Here is a 16,391-nt window from a genome sequence, read left to right on the forward strand (position 1 = left end):
GGGTCCGGTCAGTCCGCGGCGTCGCCGAGAGACAGCAGCAACCGGCGCAGGGTCGCGGTGAGCCGCTGCTGCTCCGACACCGTCAGTCCGGACAGCAGGTCCCGCTCGTTGGCCACGTGGGCCTCGATCGCCCGGTTGACCAGGGCGCGACCCTCCCCGGTCAGGCGGATGAGCACGCGGCGGCGGCTCTCCGGATCGACCTCGCGGTGCACCAGGCCGCGGGCCACCAGCCGGTCCACCCGGTGCGTCTGGGTCGCCGCGCTCACCATGGCGGTGCGGCTCAGCTGGCCCGCGGTGAGGGTGTGCGGCGCGCCGGCCCGCTCCAGGGTCGCGAGGACGTCGAACTCCCAGGACTCGAGGTCGTGCTCGGCGAGTGTGTCGCGGACGGCCCGCTCCAACAGGCGGGCGGCCCGGGAGAGCCGGCCGACCACCGCCACGGGGCTGCAGTCCAGGTCGGGGCGGGCCGCCGCCCACTGATCGAGGATCGCATCCACGCTGTCCCGGTCTGCCATGGCTCTCCGTGCCTTTCCTCGGCTGGTCGGGACCACTCTAACACTTCTACATCAAAATGTTTGACACGCATCGGAGCGATGTGTCTAATATTTCGACACCAAACATTTAGGAGGCACATCATGAAGGTCCTGCTCATCGGAGCACGGGGATACATCGGCGCGGTCGTGGCGGAGCGGTTGGCCGAGCGCGGCCACGAGGTCGTGGAGCTCACCCGGCCCGGCCGCAACGGGAGGGGCTACGAGGTGCGGGTCGGAGATCTCGCCGACGTCGCGTCGCTGGAGCGGGCCGTTGAGGGCGTGGACGGTGTCGTCAACGTCGCGGCCCCGACCGGCGACGAGAGGTCCGACGCGGAGGCAGTCGCAGCCCTGGCGAAGGCGCCCCGCTACGTCCACACCAGCGGGGTCTGGGTGCTCGGCACGACCGACGGTGCCGACGAGGCTGCCCCACCGCGGCCCATCTCGATCGTCGGCTACCGCGACCGCACCGAGGAGGAGGTCCTGCGGGCCGGCGGCGCCGTGATCCGGCCCGGGATCGTCCACGGCCGTGGCGGCGGCATCCCCGCGATGCACGTCGAGTGGGCCCGGTCGACCGGCGCCGCCCGCATCGTCGCCGACGTGAGCTGGCCGATGGTCGACGTCGACGACCTCGCTGACCTCTACGTCGAGGTCCTCACCCAGGGCGGCACCGGGATCTTCCACGGCGTGGCCGAGGAGAGCGTCGCGGTGCGCGAGCTCGCGGCCGCGGCCGCCGAGGCGGTGGGTGCCTCCGGCGAGCCCCAGGTGTGGGCCGACGCGGCGTCCCACCTGGGTGAGGACTTCACCGAGGCCCTGGCCCTCGACCAGGTCGTCACCGCGACCGCGACCCGCGAGCGGTTCGGGTGGCAGCCGTCCCGGCCGTCCGCGGTGGCCGACGTCCGGTCCGGCTCCTACCGGGCGTCGGGCGACTCGGACCAGGGCACCGAAGCGCAGAGCGCCTGACGTCACGGGGGCTGCGCCGCCCCCACGGCGCGGGAGGGCGCCACCGCGAGGCGGTGGCGCCCTCCCGCGCGTGCCCGGCCGACGCAGCCCTTGCCAACGTCCGCGGCACTACCGGCTGGCGCCGTCCCACCAGGTGAGCACCCGGGTGCCGATCAGCGTGAGCCACGGTGAAGGCACACCGACCGGGACGTCGACGTCGAACCAGACCTGGCCCCGCGGCCGGACGTCCTGAAGCCAGGAGCCGTCCGGCCGTCGCTTGGCGCGGATCAGCTCGATCGCGTCGGCCATCCGGGGATCCGGGGCCGTGCCGTCCACCATGGTCGCCCTCCGGAAATAGTCGGCGGCGCGGAGCACCGAGTAGCGCCACCGGAACGGGTAGCCGAACTCGGCCACCCACGGGCCCAGGGACTCCCCGGTCGAGCGCCGGCGGAACAGGTCGCGCTCCAGCAGGTAGGACTCGCCCCGGTGCCTGGCCCCACGCAGCGGGTCCTGACCCTGGGGGAGATGTTCCTCGCGGTAGAGCAGACCCTCCAGGGCGTTGAGGGTGCTGTGCACCGAGGACCGGGTGGCGCCGTGGTCCCACTCGCAGTTCCACCCGCCGTCGGCCAGCTGGTGGTCGGGGAACCAGCTGGCCAGCCGCCCGACGTCCGCCCCCAACCAGGTGCCGTTCGCCAGCGTGAAGCCGTTGATGCAGCAGTCCACCTCACCGCCCCAGTAGGGGAGGTCGTCGTACTCCCACCGGGAGTGGGCGGCGATCCGCTCCGCGGTGTCGCCGAGCACGGCGGCGTCCAGACCCCACTCCCGGAGGGCGTTGAGCGACCAGGTGGTGGCCGTCCACGGTTGGCCCTGGTCGGCCTCGGTGTCGCCCCGGGGGTCGATCGCGCGCTCGTCCCTGCGGCCGGGGAAGTAGGCACCGCCCGCCCACTGGCCGTCCGGGTCCTGCAGGGCCAGCAGGCGGGCGCCGAACCCCTCGGTGGCGACCCGGCCCCGGGTGGCCCGCCAGACCTCCTCGGGGGCGCCGGTGACATCGCGCTCCACCTGCCATCGCAGCGCCGGGTCGGTCTCGAGCAGCCAGGTCGTCCGTTCCTCCGTCAGGCCCACCCCGTCAGGCTATCGGCGACCACCGACGCAGGGGCGGCCGAGCAGGACCCCGGCGCGCGGTCACTCCGGGTCGGGCACCGGGCCGAGCAGCGCGTTGGCCCACGGCGCCGTGGACCGACTCGTCGTCGCTGGGGTGGAAGATGCCGGCGAGCACGTCGCGGTAGAGCCGGGACAGCTCGCTGCGAGTTGAAGTAGGAGGAGCCGCCCGGAGACGCGGACCGCCTTGGCTCGACCACCGACCTTGCGCGGTCTCGGTCGCCCGGGACCTTGACGGCCGACAGCTGCGGCATCCAGAGCGGGCCGCGGTCGACCCGCTCGTCGACGTCCCGCGCCAGCGGCCGCGATCTGTGGGTGGATCGCGGTCCGAGCTCGATCGCGGCGGTCGGCGAGCCGCCAGCGGATGTCCGGGTCGTGGGCGTAGGGGGCGCCGCCGCGCTTGAGCGAGGTCCGCCGCTGCACCGTCTCGACCGCGAGGTCGAGCGCCCGCTGCGCGATGCCGGTGTAGACGGAGGCGAGCAGGATCTCGAAGGTGGCGAAGATGCCGAATACGAACGGGTCGGTCGTGGGCCCGGGCGGGATCCGGCGGATCACCCGGTCGGCGGGGGCGTGGGCGCCGTCGAGCACGGTGGTGCGCGACTGGCGTGCCGCGCATCCCCAGGGTGTCCCAGTCGTCCTTGACCTCGAAGCCGCCGCCGTCGCGGGTGACGAAGCCGAAGACCGACGTGCGGCTCGTCGGGCCGGTGCTGTCGGTGCCGAAGCGTGCCCAGCCGGGTCCACGCGGGCGCGAGGGAGGTGAAGATCTTGGTGCCGTGGAAGCGTGTAGCCGCCGTCGCCGTCGGGCCGCGGCCTCGGTGCGCGAGCCGAAGAGCACCAGGTCGTTGCCGGCCTCGGAGATGCCGAAGCCGAACACCTCACCGGCCGCCGCTTCGCGCAAAGACCCAGTCCATCGAGGCAGTCGCCGCTCGCGTGGACGACCCGGGCCACGCCGCACCCACACCTGGTGCATGTTGACCGCCAGGGCGGTGGCGGGAGCGGCCCCGGCGAGCCGTTGCTGCTCGAGGGTCATCTCCTCCAGGGCGAGCCCGAGACCCGCCGTGGTCGGTCGGCACCATGGCGCGCAGGTACCCGGCGGCTGCGAGGTCGGCCAGGTCCTCGTCCGGGAACGCGTTCTCCCGGTCGACCCGCGCGGCCCTCTCGCGGATCCGCTGCAGCAGGTCATCGGTGAGCACAGTGCGGGGCCCGGGCATCGGCATACTCCTCGTCGTGGCGGTCAGGGGACCCGGTAGGTCCACTCCGGCGTCAGGAACTTGGTCTCGGTGAGCTCCCGGGCAGCCGCGAGCTCGGCGTCGGTGTAACTGCTGTCGACCGTGTCGTAGCGGCGGCGGAAGTGCCCCAGGAACGCCTCGATTACCGCGTCCCGCTCCATCCCGGTCTGCGACCGCATCGGGTCGACCCGCTTGTTGGCGCTCTTGGTGCCCTTGTCGGACAGCTTCTCCCGCCCGGTCCGCAACACCTCGAGCATCTTGTCGGCATCGATGTCGTAGGCCATGGTCACGTGGTGCAGCACCGCCCCCGCGGCGAACCGCTTCTGCGCGGCCCCGGCGATCTTGCCCTTGTCGGACGCGATGTCGTTGAGCGGCACGTAGCGGGCGTTGACGCCCACGTCGGCGAGCGCGCCGAGCACCCAGTCGTCCAGGAACGCGTAGGACTGCTCGAAGGTGAGCCCCTCCACCAGGGTGGTCGGCACGACGAGGGAGTAGGTGATGCAGTTGCCCGGCTCCATGAACATGGCGCCACCGCCGGAGATGCGCCGGGCGATCCGTATGCCGTGGCGCCGGGCCGCGTCCTCGTCCACCTCGTTGCGCACGGACTGGAACGAGCCGATGACGACCAGGGAGGCGTCCCAGTCCCAGATCCGCATCACCGGGGGGCGGCGCCCTGCCGCGACCTCCTGGGGGAGCACCTCGTCCAGCGCCATGTGCATGACCGGGTCCATCGCGAGCGGGGGGATGACGTCGAAGGTGTGGTCGCCCCACCCGGTCGCCTTGCCCAGGGCCCGCCGGACCGCGATCCCGACCGACTGTGCCGTGAAGCCGATGAGGGCGACCGACTCGTCCAGCGCCCCCTCGATCGCGGCGGCCAGCCCGTCAGCCCTGGTGTCGGCCGGCATCCCGGTCAGCGCGGCGTCGATGTCCTCCAGTGCCGAGTCGGGCTCGAGGAAGAAGTCCCCCGAGACGTGGACGTCGGTCAGTCGGTCCTCGACCACGTCGAGATCGACGACGACCAGCTTGCCTCCCGGCACCTTGTACTCTCCGCGCACCACCCCAACCTAGCCGGGTGGTGGCCGATCTCACCGCCCGCGGGGTGGAGGTCCGCGGCCGGACCTGGGATGATGGAGGTCAGAGCCTGACGAGGGGTTCCCGGACGAGGCACGCCGTACCCGGACTGCGACAAGACGGTGTCCGAGGAGTAGTCATGGCGTGGATCATTCTGGTCATCTCTGGTGTCTTCGAGGCGGTGTGGGCGGTGGCCCTGAGCCGGTCGGAGGGCTTCAGCAAGTTGATGCCGTCCCTGGTGTTCGGCGGCGCGTTGGTGGTGAGCATGGCCGGGCTGGCCTATGCGATGAAGATGCTGCCGGTCGGGACGTCGTATGCCGTGTGGGTGGGGATCGGTGCGACGCTGACCGTCGCGTGGGGGATGGCCACGGGCGCCGAGTCGGTGTCGGTGGTCAAGATCCTGCTCCTGCTCGGCATCGTCGCCTGCGTGGTCGGGCTCAAGCTGGTCCACTGACCGCCGGGCCGCTCCCCGTCCGGTGGACGGGAGCGGCCGGTGTCCCCGTGGCGTGGCAGGCTGGGCCCCGTGAGTGAGAGTGGCGCGGCGGGCCGGACGCCGTTCGTGGTGGTGCAGGGCCCGGAGGAGATCCTGGCCGAGCGGGCGGTCGACGGGGTGCTGCGCACCCTGCGGGAGCGGGAGCCCGAGGTGGACGTGGTGCGACTGCACGCCGCGTCCTACGAGCCGGGGTCGTTGGCGGTGCACGCCAGCCCGTCGCTGTTCGGGGGGTGGACCGCGATCGTCGTGCACGACATGGACGAGGCGGACGACGACCTGGTGGAGGACCTGTTCGCGATGGCCTCGGCACCCGAGGACGGCGTCACCCTGATCGTCCGCCACAAGAGCGGCAACCGGGGCAAGAAGGTGCTGGACCTGATGAAGAAGTCGGGGGCGCGGGTCATCGAGGCCAAGGCGCTGAAGTCGGAGAAGGACAAGGTCGGCTTCGTCAAGCAGGAGTTCCGTGACGCCAAACGGGTCATCGAGGAGCCGGCTGCCCTGACGCTGGTGCACGCGGTGGGCAGGGACGTGCGCGAGCTGGCGGTGGCCGCCGCGCAGTTGATCCGGGACACCACCGGCCGGGTCGACGAGGAGACCGTGCACCTGTACTACGGCGACAAGGTGGAGACCACCGGGTTCAAGGTCGCCGAGGCCGCACTGCGCGGCGACCGGGCCGAGGCGGTCCGGCTGCTGCGGCACGCGCTGGCCGGTGGTCTGGACCCGGTGCCGCTCGTGGCGGTGCTCGCGATGCAGCTGCGCCAGGTCGGGCGGGTGGCCTCGGCCGGGCGCGGCAACCCGGCCTCGCTGGCCCGTGACCTGGGGATGGCTCCCTGGCAGATCGAGCAGGCGCAGCGGACGGCGCGCGGGTGGGACGGGCACCGGCTGGGGCGTGCCATCCAGGCGGTGGCCGCCGCGGACGTCGAGGTCAAGGGAGGGGTGCGCACCGGCACCGCCGTGGCCCGCGACCCGGAGTATGCCGTGGAGCGGGCCGTGCTCGCCGTCTGCGCGGAGCGGGCGGCCGACTGAGTTTGGGGCCGTCGCGGACCTGCTGGTAGATTTGACCCTCGCGTGCGCGCTATTGGTCGTGCGCGCATGCAGCACCACCTCACGTGACTCTCCGAGGGTGTCCCCACGCCCGGTCCCGAGTCGCGTGTGTCGCCCTCACCGACACAACACCTTCGACCGAGCAGGAAGTACTACGTGGCAAACATCAAGTCCCAGATCAAGCGGATCAAGACGAACAACAAGCGCACCGAGCGCAACCGCGCCTACAAGGCCGAGCTGCGCACCTGGATCCGCAAGTTCCGTGAGGCTGCCGACAGCGGCGACGCCGACAAGGCGCAGGAGGCACTGAAGGTCGCCTCCAAGAAGCTGGACAAGGCCGTCTCCAAGGGCGTCATCCACCAGAACCAGGCCGCCAACAAGAAGTCGGCGATGGCCAAGCGGGCCGCCTCCCTCTGAGGTAGCCCCCCACACGCAGCGAGGGCGTCCACCCGATCGGGTGGACGCCCTCACTGCGTCTAGACCCGGTCCTCCCCGTCCGGCCGGGTGAACTCCTCCTCGTCCGGGTCGGCGGCGTAGGGGCCCTCGGTGACCTCGGGGTGGGACCGGAGGAACAGGATGCTCGCGGTCAGGCCACCCCACAGGATGACGATGGCGACGATGAACATCACGATCGCGGACGCGCTCATCGGTCCACCTCCTCGCGCTCGGTGTGGGACCTCGGTGGGTAGGGCGGCCAGGGGCGGAACGGCTCTCGGCCCAGCCGGCCCCACGGGATGGCGGTCAACAGCAGCGCCGCGACGATCACGAACGCGATGGCTCCCCAGCCGAAGGTCAGCAGGTACCAGGTCGGCAGGTCCTCGTAGCCGTCGCTGACGAGCGAGACGACCTTCTGCCCCAGCATGAAGGCCAGGAACACCGGCCCGAGCCCGCCGATCAGGAAGATCCAGATCCGGCCCACCTGGAAGGTGGAGACGGCGTTGAGGTGGAACCGCAGCTCGCTGCCCCGGCGGAGCACCCAGATCAGCAGGACCGTCATCAGGATGGCTGACGTCACCACGCCGACGTTGTTGGCCCACTGGTCGACGACGTCCAGTGCCAGCAGCCCGCTGGTGGTGGAGAACAGCGCGATCGAGATGACGGCGCACACCCCGGAGACCAGCACCGCGCTCTGACGGACTCCCAGGCCGAACTTCTCCTGCACCGACCCGGAGACGCCCTGCAGGATCGAGATGATCGAGGTGAAGCCGGCGATGACCAGCGAGCCGAAGAACAGGACACCGAAGAACTCGCCACCGGGCATCTGGGAGATGACCGCCGGGAAGGTGACGAAGGACAGGATCGGACCGGTGAGGCCCTCGAGGTCGGCGATCAGCACGTTCTGCTGGTGCGCCAGGAAGCCGAGGGTGGCGAAGACGCCGATCCCGGCCAGCACCTCGAAGGAGGAGTTGGCGAACGCGACGACCAGGCCGGGGCTGGTCATGTTGGACTTGCGCCGGCGGTAGGAGGAGTAGGTGACCATGATCCCGAACGCGATGGACAGCGAGAAGAAGATCTGCGCGTAGGCGGCGATCCACACCTCGGGATCGCCCAGGGCGCCCCAGTTGGGGGTGAAGAGGGCGTCCAGGCCGTCGACGGCGCCGGGGAGGGTCACGGCGCGGATCACCAAGGCCAGGAAGGCCACCAGCAGCAGCGGCAGCCCGATCACGTTGGCCTTCTCCACGCCCTTGGCCACACCGAGGGCGAGCACGATGAGGATCGTCACCCACACCAGGACCAGGGGGATGGCGACCGCGCCCACGATCGTGGTGGACAGTTCGGGGTCACCCACCTGCAGGTAGTCCCCGAGGAAGAACCCTGCTGGGTCGTCGCCCCACTTCAGCCCGAAGGAGTACACGAAGTAGCTGGCCGCCCAGGCGATGACAGCGGCGTAGTACACCGCGATGACGAAGGACAGGCAGATCTGGAACCAGCCCAGCGCCTCGGCGCGCTGGTGGATCCGCCGGTAGGCCAGCGGCGCCGTGCCGCGGAACCGGTGCCCGACGGAGTAGTCGAGGAACAGGATCGGGATCCCGGCGGTGAGGAGGGCCACCAGGTAGGGGATGAGGAAGGCGCCGCCGCCGTTCTCGTAGGCGACTCCCGGGAACCGCCAGATGTTGCCCAGACCCACGGCCGAGCCGATCGCGGCGAGGATGAACCCGGTCTGACCGGTCCACTGCTCGCGTCCATCGGGAGCCTTTGTCGGTGAAGCCTGACGCGCCATGACACACCCTTCGCTCGGTGCAGGACGGGAGCACTCTACTCACGAGGGCGGGTCCGCGCACTGCCTTCTGTGCGGTAACCTGAGGACGTGGCCAGCGTGCGACTTCTCCTTACGCAGCCGCGTTGACGAACGTCCGACGACGCCGACGCGGCTGACCCCTCCTGCGCGAGGGGCTTTTTTGTGTCACGGGGCACCGCGCAGCACACCACACGGCATACCAGCGAAGGACAGTGATGACGACGCAGCAGCAGGCGAGCGACGAGACGCCGCACCGCTACACGGCGCAGCTGGCGGGGGAGATCGAGGCCCGCTGGCAGGAGCGCTGGGCGCGCGAGGGCGCTTTCGACTCGGCCAACCCGGCGGGTCCGTGGGGGACCCCGGACGACCCGCGCCTGCCGGCGGAGCGGGGCCACATGTTCATCATGGACATGTTCCCCTACCCCTCCGGGAAGGGCCTGCACGTCGGGCACCCGCTGGGCTACATCGCCACCGACGTCTTCGCCCGGTTCCAGCGCACGACCGGCAGGAACGTGCTGCACACCATGGGCTTCGACGCGTTCGGGCTGCCGGCGGAGCAGTATGCCGTGCAGACCGGTCAGCACCCGCGGGTCACCACCGAGCAGAACATGGAGACCTCGCTGGGTCAGCTGCGTCGGCTGGGGCTGGGCCACGAGGAGCGTCGCCGGCTGGCGACCATCGACCCCGAGTTCTACCGCTGGACCCAGTGGATCTTCCGCACCATCTTCGAGTCCTGGTACGACCCCGAGGCGGAGCGTCCCGGCGGGCAGCGGGGCGCTGCCCGGCCGATCGCGGAGTTGGTGCAGCAGTTCGAGGACGCCCGGCGGCCCACGCCCGACGGACGGCCCTGGGCCCAGCTGACCCCGGCCGAGCGGTCCGCGGTGCTGGACGACCACCGGCTGGCCTACGTCTCCTCCGCGCCGGTGAACTGGTGCCCCGGACTGGGGACGGTGCTGTCCAACGAGGAGGTCACCAACGAGGGCAAGTCCGAGCGCGGCGACTTCCCGGTCTTCAAGCGCAACCTGAGCCAGTGGATGATGCGGATCACCGCGTATGCCGACCGGCTGGCCGACGACCTGGAGCGGGTCCAGTGGCCTGAGCAGATCAAGATTCAGCAGCGCAACTGGATCGGCCGGTCCGAGGGCGCGAACGTGCACTTCCCGGTGGTCGACAGCGACGCCGTCATCGAGGTCTTCACCACCCGCCCCGACACCATCTTCGGCGCCACCTTCATGGTGCTGGCACCGGAGCACCCGCTGATCGAGCAGATCGTGTCGGCCGAGCAGCGGGACGCGGTCGCGGCCTACCAGGTCGCCGCCTCCCGCAAGAGTGACGTGGAGCGGCAGACCGAGGGCCAGGACAAGTCCGGCGTCTTCACCGGCGGCTACGCCGTCAACCCGGTGACCGGTGACCGGATCCCGGTCTTCGTCGCCGACTACGTCCTGATGGGCTACGGCACCGGCGCGATCATGGCCGTCCCCGGACAGGACGAGCGGGACTGGGCCTTCGCCACGGCATACGACCTGCCCATCGTGCGCACCGTCCAGCCGCCGGACGACCACCCCGAGGACCAGGCGTTCACCGGGCAGGGCCCGGCGATCAACTCGGCCAACGACGAGATCAGCCTGGACGGACTGGAGATCGATGCTGCCAAGACGGCGATCATCGACTGGCTGGAGGCCACGGGCCGCGGCCGGCGGACCACCACCTACCGGCTGCGCGACTGGCTGTTCAGCCGGCAGCGCTACTGGGGCGAGCCGTTCCCCATCGTCTGGGACGAGGACGGCGTGCCGCACGGGCTGCCCGACGACCTGCTGCCGCTGACCCTGCCGGACGTGCCGGACTACGCGCCCCGCACCTTCGACCCCGACGACTCCGCGTCCAACCCGGAGGCGCCGCTGGCCCGCGCGACCGACTGGGTCAACGTCACCCTGGACCTGGGGGACGGTCCGAAGCAGTACCGCCGCGAGACCAACACGATGCCCAACTGGGCCGGGTCGTGCTGGTACCACCTGCGCTACCTGGACCCGGAGAACAAGGAGGCGCCGGTCGACCCCGAGGTCGAGACGTACTGGATCGGTCCCCGGCCCGAGCCGGTGCCGGGTGCGCCGGAGGGCACCCAGGACCCCGGCGGTGTCGACCTGTACGTCGGCGGTGCCGAGCATGCGGTGCTGCACCTGCTGTACGCCCGCTTCTGGCACAAGGTGCTGCACGACCTGGGGTACGTCACCAGCGAGGAGCCGTTCCGGCGGCTGATCAACCAGGGCATGATCGAGGCCTACGTCTACCGCGACGGCCGCGGACAGCCGGTGCCCGCCAACGAGGTCGAGGAGACCGTCGCGGAGGACGGGCACACGGTCAGCTACTCCTGGCAGGGCCAGCCGGTGACCCGCGAGCACGGCAAGATGGGCAAGTCCCTGAAGAACGTGGTCACCCCCGACGAGATGTGCCAGACCTACGGCGCCGACACCTTCCGGGTCTATGAGATGTCGATGGGCCCGCTGGAGCAGTACCGCCCGTGGGAGACCCGCGCGGTCGTGGGGTCACAGCGGTTCCTGCAACGGCTGTGGCGCAACGCGGTCGACGAGGAGACCGGCGACCTGACGGTGGCCGACGTGCCGATGGACGCCGACACCGAGAAGCTGCTGCACAAGACGATCGAGGGGGTGCGCGGCGACTACGAGGCGCTGCGCTTCAACACCGCGATCGCCAAGCTGATCGAGCTGAACAACCACCTGACCAAGCTGGTCGCGGTGCCGCGGGCGGCCCTGGAGCCGGTCGTGCAGATGGTGGCGCCGGTCGCGCCGCACGTCGCCGAGGAGCTGTGGTCGCGTCTGGGGCACGCGGAGTCGCTGGCCAGGGCGCCGTTCCCGGAGGCGGACCCCGCGCTGGCCGCGGACGAGACGGTGACCGCGGTCGTCCAGGTCAAGGGCAAGGTGCGGGACCGCCTGGAGGTGCCGGCCGACATCACCGAGGAGGACCTGCGGCAACGGGCACTGGACACCGACAGGATCCGCGAGATCATCGGCGAGGCGGAGCCGCGCAAGGTCATCGTGCGTGCCCCCAAGTTGGTCAACATCGTCCCGTCCTGACGGGACCGTCCGGAGGTCTGCCCGTCCCATGAGCACCGTCGTCCTCACCGATTCCACCGCCTGCCTGCCCGCGGCCATGGCGCAGGAGGCAGGGGTGGAGGTGCTGCCCCTGCACGTGGTCGTCGGGCAGCAGACGTATGCCGAGGGCGTGGACATCGGTGCCGCGGAGGTCGCGGCGCTGCTGCGCCGTGGCAAGGAGAAGGTCAGCACTTCCCGCCCTGCCCCGGGCGAGTTCGTGCAGTGCTACCGCGACCTGGCCGAGCGCACCGGGAGCCGCTCGATCCTGTCGCTGCACCTCTCGCACCGGGTGTCCGGCACGGTGGACTCGGCGCGGCTCGCCGCGGCTGCCGTGCAGGGCGAGCTGGACGTGGAGGTCGTGGACAGCGGGGTGCTGGGGATGGGCATGGGGTATGCCGCGTGCTCGGCCGCCCGGTCCGCCGCCGCCGGCGCGGGGTTGCCGGAGGTGGCCCGGGTGGCCAGGGACCGGGCCGCGAGGTCAAGCACCTACTTCTACCTGGACAGCCTGGAGCACCTGCGCCGCGGGGGGAGGGTCGGCACCGCGGCCGCGATCTTCGGGTCGGCGCTGTCGATCAAGCCGTTGCTCACCCTCGCCGAGGGTGAGGTGCAGATGTCGGAGCGGGTGCGCACCCGCTCCAAGGCGCTGGCCCGCCTGGAGCAGCGCTGCATCGCCGACGTCCGGTCCGTGGGGGAGCACCCGGTCGACGTGGCCGTCCACCACCTCGGGTGGGCCGAGCAGGCGGAGGACATGTGCGACCGGCTGCGCCTGGAGCTGCCGCCCGGCACCACCATCGACCTGGTCGAGCTGGGGGCCGTGACGGGAGTGCACACCGGCCCCGGGACGCTGGCCGTCGTGGTGTCCCCGCGCGAGGACCGGTGACGCTCCCACTGCGGTGACCCGCGGCACGGGACTGTCCACAGTGCGGCAGGGCCGGGCCGGTCGTCCACAGACCGGCCGCACGGTGGGCCGGGCAGGGGCGGGACCTGCCTAGCCTGCCGCCATGCCCTTCACCCGACCACGAGAGTCCGTGCCGGACGCCGCGCTGGTCAGGGCGCGGCTCGATGACCTGCTGGGCCAGGGGAGTGAGGGCGGGGTCGACGCCTGGGGTCCGGGCGACGTGGTGGGGCAGGACGTTGAGAGGGGGCGGGGCCCCGACGACCGAGCCGATGGGGAGCCCGCTGTCAGCGGGGGCAGGTGGCGACCCACGCGCGCCGACCTCGCACGGCGCACGGACAGCGCCGACCTGCTGGGCCTGCCCGCCGAGGACGGCTCCGCTGCCGGGCGTCACCGGGCCGGCGACCGCGCCGGTGACAGGGCCGTTCCCCTGCTGTCCGTGCCGCGATCGCTGCGTGGGGCGCAGGTCCGGGTCAACCCCGCGGCCCTGATCGGGATGCTGCTGCTGGTGCTGCTCGCGGCGCTGGTCTTCGGGTGGCGCGTGTGGCAGGCCGAGCGCGCTGCGGTCCCGGTGCCCGTCGCTCCGGTGCCTGCGGGGGACCCGGCCGCGGGGACGCCGGAGGGGGACGGGCCGGGAGAGCAGCCGGACGGGGACGAGCCGGGAGAGCAGCCGGACGGGGAGGCGGCAGCCGGGGCGCCGGTCATCATCGTGGTCCACGTGGACGGCGCCGTCCAGGCGCCGGGGGTGGTGGAGCTCGAGCAGGGGGCGCGGGTGCGGGAAGCCGTCGGGGCCGCTGGGGGCCTCACCCCGGAGGCGGACACCGGGCGCATCAACCTGGCTCGTCCCCTGGTGGACGGCGAACGGCTCTGGGTGCCGGTCCCGGGGGAGGAGGAGCCCGAGGTGATCGGCCAGTCCGGGGTGCAGCCCGGAGGGGCTGCCGCCTCCCCGGGCGGGGACGACCCCGGCTCCGGGGGCGGATCCTCCGTCGACCTGAACGCCGCCGACCAGACGGCGCTGGAGAGCCTGCCAGGGGTGGGCCCGGTGACGGCGGAGCGGATCCTGGCCTGGCGGCAGGAGCACGGCCCGTTCAACAGCGCCGAGGAACTGCTGGAGGTCAGCGGGATCGGGCCGCGCACGTTGGAGCAGCTGCGACCGCACCTGACCTGGTGAAGCCCCCGGCACCCCGGACGGAGGTGGTGTCCCGCCTCGTGCCGGTGTCCGACCTGGTGACTCGTCCCGCGGAGGGCCACCGCCCGCTGGACCTGCGGCTGCTGCTCCCGGCGCTGGTGGCCTGGGCGGTCCTGGCGACCCTGGTGTCCCGTGACCCCCTCGTCCTGGCGGCGACCTCGGCCTGCTGCCTCGCCGGGGCAGTGGCCGGTGCCGCTGCCCGACGGTGGGGCCTGCCGGGGCGGCGCGCGCACCGTCGGTCGACCACCGTCCTGGTCACGGTCATCCTGCCGCTGACCCTGGCCACCACCTCGCTGGTCACCCTGGCGGGGGCGGCGCACCGGGTGCTCGACCGGGCAGGGCCGGTCGAGGACCTTGCCCGGGAGCGGGCCGTGGCGCGCGTGGAGGGGACCGCCCTCACCGAGCCGCGGTTGGTCAGCCGCGGAGACGAACGACCGGACCTCGTGGTGCTGACGCTGCGGGTGGACCGGGTCGAGGGGCGCGGCCTGGGCAGCGGGGTCTCCACCCCCGTGGTCGTCTTCGCCGACGAGGCCTGGCTCGAGGTGACCTGGTGGCAGCGGGTCCGGGTGCAGGGCCGGTTCGGCCCCACCGATCCCGGGCAGGACGTCCTGGCCGCGTTCACCCCGCTCGGGCCACCGGAACTGGTGGGGCAGCAGGGGCCGGTGCTGGCCGGGGCGGACGTCGCGCGGGCGCGCCTGAGGCAGGCGGTGACCCCGCTGCCCGAGGACGCTCGGGGCCTGATCCCGGGTCTGGTCATCGGTGACACGTCCCTCACACCGGTCGCCCTGACCGAGGCGATGCGGGCGACCGGGATGACCCACCTGAGCGCGGTGTCGGGCAGCAACGTGGCCATCGTGCTGGGGGCGGTGGTGCTCGTCTGCGGGTGGGTCGGCGTGCCCCGCAGGGGGCGACCCGTGGTGGCGGTGCTGGCGCTCGCCGGGTTCGTCGTGCTGTGCCGCCCCGAGCCGAGCGTGTTGCGTGCCGGGGCGATGGGGCTGGTCGGCCTGCTGGCGCTCAGCACGCACCGGCGGAGGGCGAGCCTGCCGGCGCTGGCCGTTGCCGTCATCGTGTTGTTGTGCGTCGACCCGTGGCTGGCCCGCTCGCACGGTTTCGCTCTCTCCACCCTGGCCACCCTCGGGCTCGTCGTCTTCGCCCGGCCGTGGGGCGATGCCATCGCCGGGCGTCTGCCGCCCCGCTGGTCCCTGGTCGGCGACGCGATCGCCATCCCGCTGGCGGCCCAGGTGATGTGCGGGCCGGTGATCGTGTTGTTGCAGGGCACCGTCAGCACCGTCGCGGTGCTCGCCAACCTGCTCGCCGCCCCGTTGGTGGCACCCACGACCGTCGCGGGCATCGTCGCCGCCCTCACGGCGGTCGCTTGGGTGCCACTGGGGGTGGCCGTGGCCTGGGTCGGGGCGCTCCCCGCGTGGCTGATCGGCCGGATCGCCCGCTGGTGCGCGCTCGTGCCGATGGGTCAGGTGGACTGGGTGGAGGGCGCGGCCGGTGCCTGGCTGCTGACGGCCCTGACCGCGGTTGTGCTGCTGGCCGGACCGTGGCTGCGGGCCCACGCCGCCCGCCATCCGGCGGTGTGGGCGGGCGGCCTCGTGCTGGTGTTGGTGTGGCTGTGGCCGCTCCCGCGGGTGGCGTGGCCACCGGGTGGGTGGGTCGTCGTGGGGTGCGACGTGGGACAGGGCGATGCCTTCGTGGTGCCCAGCGGGCCGGGTCGTGCCGTCGTCGTCGATACGGGACCGGACCCCGACGCGGTGGTGCGCTGCCTGCAGGACCTGCAGGTCCGGCAGGTGGACGCGCTCGTGCTCAGCCACTTCCACGCCGACCACGTCGGAGGCGTGGGCGGGATCCTCGAGCGCCTTCCCGTGGGCGCGGCCTACGTGACCCCGGTGCGTGACCCGCCGTGGGAGGCCGACCGGGTCCTGGGTGAGCTCTCCGCGGCGGGCGTGCCCGTCTTCGAGGTGACCGCGGGGCATCGGCTGGCCTGGGGCGACGTCGCTGCGGAGGTGGTCTGGCCCCCGGCAGACCCGCCCGCCACGCTGGGGGCGAACGACGCCAGCGTCGTCCTCGACATGGTGGCTGGGGAGGGCGGAACCCGGCTGCTCTTCACGGGTGATCTGGAGCCCGCCTCGGCCCGACAGGTTCGCGCGGCGGTCGCGGGGGAGACCTTCGACGTGCTCAAGGTGCCGCACCACGGGTCCGCCGCCCAGGATCCGGACCTGCTCCTCGACTCCGGGGCACGGGTCGCGCTGATCGGGGTGGGGGAGGACAACACCTTCGGCCACCCCACGCCCACGGCACTGGGACTGCTGCGCGAACTTGGGGCGGTGGTGCTGCGGACGGACCTGCACGGCGACTACGTCGTCATCGGGGACGCGGCGGGGCTCGCGGTGCGGGTGCGCAACGGATGAGCGCTCCACGGCTACAGCGTCATCCTGGTGCCGCCGATCGAGACGACCGCCAGCGCGTCGCCCACCCGGACGTGGAT

The 16,391-nt window shown here is 72.3% G+C and carries 14 protein-coding genes and 1 riboswitch; of the genes, 8 read left to right on the top strand and 6 right to left on the bottom strand.

What is annotated here, in order from left to right:
• Nucleotides 1-8: 8 nt before the first annotated feature.
• Complete coding sequence (locus AC1QRC_RS08255; protein WP_484206290.1) at nucleotides 9-512, bottom strand: MarR family winged helix-turn-helix transcriptional regulator; 504 nt, start codon at nucleotides 510-512, stop codon at nucleotides 9-11.
• A 120-nt stretch (nucleotides 513-632) separates the two neighbouring features.
• On the opposite strand from AC1QRC_RS08255, the gene AC1QRC_RS08260 reads away from it, so the two are divergent.
• Complete coding sequence (locus AC1QRC_RS08260) at nucleotides 633-1,490, top strand: NAD-dependent epimerase/dehydratase family protein (RefSeq protein WP_484206291.1); 858 nt, start codon at nucleotides 633-635, stop codon at nucleotides 1,488-1,490.
• A 108-nt stretch (nucleotides 1,491-1,598) separates the two neighbouring features.
• Here AC1QRC_RS08260 and AC1QRC_RS08265 read toward each other — a convergent pair whose 3' ends face one another.
• The 3 genes from AC1QRC_RS08265 to lplAB form a co-directional block, all read right to left on the bottom strand.
• Nucleotides 1,599-2,591: a squalene cyclase gene (locus tag AC1QRC_RS08265; protein WP_484206292.1), complete on the bottom strand. Its 993-nt coding sequence runs from the start codon at nucleotides 2,589-2,591 to the stop codon at nucleotides 1,599-1,601.
• Nucleotides 2,592-2,651: 60 nt separating this feature from the next.
• Nucleotides 2,652-3,215 carry a hypothetical protein gene (locus AC1QRC_RS08270; protein ID WP_484206293.1) on the bottom strand — a complete coding sequence of 188 codons (564 nt, stop codon included), beginning with the start codon at nucleotides 3,213-3,215 and terminating at the stop codon, nucleotides 2,652-2,654.
• 646 nt (nucleotides 3,216-3,861) lie between these two features.
• On the bottom strand, nucleotides 3,862-4,911 hold the full coding sequence (gene lplAB / locus AC1QRC_RS08275) for a lipoate-protein ligase LplAB (protein WP_484206294.1): 1,050 nt from the start codon (nucleotides 4,909-4,911) through the stop codon (nucleotides 3,862-3,864).
• 79 nt (nucleotides 4,912-4,990) lie between these two features.
• Nucleotides 4,991-5,056, top strand: a riboswitch (guanidine-III (ykkC-III) riboswitch).
• 10 nt (nucleotides 5,057-5,066) lie between these two features.
• Here lplAB and AC1QRC_RS08280 point away from each other — a divergent pair.
• The 3 genes from AC1QRC_RS08280 (at nucleotide 5,067) to rpsT (ending at nucleotide 6,881) form a co-directional block, all read left to right on the top strand.
• Nucleotides 5,067-5,381: a DMT family transporter gene (locus tag AC1QRC_RS08280; RefSeq protein WP_484206295.1), complete on the top strand. Its 315-nt coding sequence runs from the start codon at nucleotides 5,067-5,069 to the stop codon at nucleotides 5,379-5,381.
• 69 nt (nucleotides 5,382-5,450) lie between these two features.
• Nucleotides 5,451-6,446: a DNA polymerase III subunit delta gene (gene holA, locus AC1QRC_RS08285; protein WP_484206296.1), complete on the top strand. Its 996-nt coding sequence runs from the start codon at nucleotides 5,451-5,453 to the stop codon at nucleotides 6,444-6,446.
• Nucleotides 6,447-6,620: 174 nt separating this feature from the next.
• On the top strand, nucleotides 6,621-6,881 hold the full coding sequence (gene rpsT, locus AC1QRC_RS08290; RefSeq protein WP_484206297.1) for a 30S ribosomal protein S20: 261 nt from the start codon (nucleotides 6,621-6,623) through the stop codon (nucleotides 6,879-6,881).
• A gap of 59 nt (nucleotides 6,882-6,940) precedes the next feature.
• On the opposite strand, the gene AC1QRC_RS08295 is transcribed toward rpsT, so the two are convergent.
• The gene (locus tag AC1QRC_RS08295) at nucleotides 6,941-7,111 is read right to left on the bottom strand and encodes a methionine/alanine import family NSS transporter small subunit (protein ID WP_484206298.1); all 171 of its coding nucleotides are present in this window, start codon (nucleotides 7,109-7,111) and stop codon (nucleotides 6,941-6,943) included.
• The gene (locus AC1QRC_RS08300) at nucleotides 7,108-8,685 is read right to left on the bottom strand and encodes a sodium-dependent transporter (RefSeq protein ID WP_484206299.1); all 1,578 of its coding nucleotides are present in this window, start codon (nucleotides 8,683-8,685) and stop codon (nucleotides 7,108-7,110) included. The genes AC1QRC_RS08295 and AC1QRC_RS08300 overlap by 4 nt, the downstream gene beginning before the upstream one ends.
• Before the next feature lie 233 nt (nucleotides 8,686-8,918).
• Here AC1QRC_RS08300 and leuS point away from each other — a divergent pair, with 233 nt between their 5' ends.
• From leuS to AC1QRC_RS08320, 4 genes are all read left to right on the top strand, one after another.
• Nucleotides 8,919-11,795, top strand: coding sequence for a leucine--tRNA ligase (gene leuS / locus AC1QRC_RS08305; protein ID WP_484206300.1), 2,877 nt, complete (start codon nucleotides 8,919-8,921; stop codon nucleotides 11,793-11,795).
• A 28-nt stretch (nucleotides 11,796-11,823) separates the two neighbouring features.
• Nucleotides 11,824-12,693, top strand: coding sequence for a DegV family protein (locus AC1QRC_RS08310; protein WP_484206301.1), 870 nt, complete (start codon nucleotides 11,824-11,826; stop codon nucleotides 12,691-12,693).
• A 121-nt stretch (nucleotides 12,694-12,814) separates the two neighbouring features.
• The gene (locus tag AC1QRC_RS08315) at nucleotides 12,815-13,879 is read left to right on the top strand and encodes a ComEA family DNA-binding protein (RefSeq protein ID WP_484206302.1); all 1,065 of its coding nucleotides are present in this window, start codon (nucleotides 12,815-12,817) and stop codon (nucleotides 13,877-13,879) included.
• A 26-nt stretch (nucleotides 13,880-13,905) separates the two neighbouring features.
• Complete coding sequence (locus AC1QRC_RS08320; RefSeq protein WP_484206303.1) at nucleotides 13,906-16,314, top strand: ComEC/Rec2 family competence protein; 2,409 nt, start codon at nucleotides 13,906-13,908, stop codon at nucleotides 16,312-16,314.
• Nucleotides 16,315-16,391 lie beyond the last annotated feature (77 nt).

It is taken from the genome of Ornithinicoccus sp. (assembly GCF_057176825.1).

What these genes read in the sequence shown, in the direction of transcription:
- AC1QRC_RS08255 (WP_484206290.1), bottom strand. Translation starts at nt 512, where the DNA reads ATGGCAGACCGGGACAGCGTGGATGCGATCCTCGATCAGTGGGCGGCG.
- AC1QRC_RS08260 (WP_484206291.1), top strand. Translation starts at nt 633, where the DNA reads ATGAAGGTCCTGCTCATCGGAGCACGGGGATACATCGGCGCGGTCGTG.
- AC1QRC_RS08280 (WP_484206295.1), top strand. Translation starts at nt 5,067, where the DNA reads ATGGCGTGGATCATTCTGGTCATCTCTGGTGTCTTCGAGGCGGTGTGG.
- AC1QRC_RS08295 (WP_484206298.1), bottom strand. Translation starts at nt 7,111, where the DNA reads ATGAGCGCGTCCGCGATCGTGATGTTCATCGTCGCCATCGTCATCCTG.
- AC1QRC_RS08300 (WP_484206299.1), bottom strand. Translation starts at nt 8,685, where the DNA reads ATGGCGCGTCAGGCTTCACCGACAAAGGCTCCCGATGGACGCGAGCAG.
- leuS (WP_484206300.1), top strand. Translation starts at nt 8,919, where the DNA reads ATGACGACGCAGCAGCAGGCGAGCGACGAGACGCCGCACCGCTACACG.
- AC1QRC_RS08310 (WP_484206301.1), top strand. Translation starts at nt 11,824, where the DNA reads ATGAGCACCGTCGTCCTCACCGATTCCACCGCCTGCCTGCCCGCGGCC.
- AC1QRC_RS08315 (WP_484206302.1), top strand. Translation starts at nt 12,815, where the DNA reads ATGCCCTTCACCCGACCACGAGAGTCCGTGCCGGACGCCGCGCTGGTC.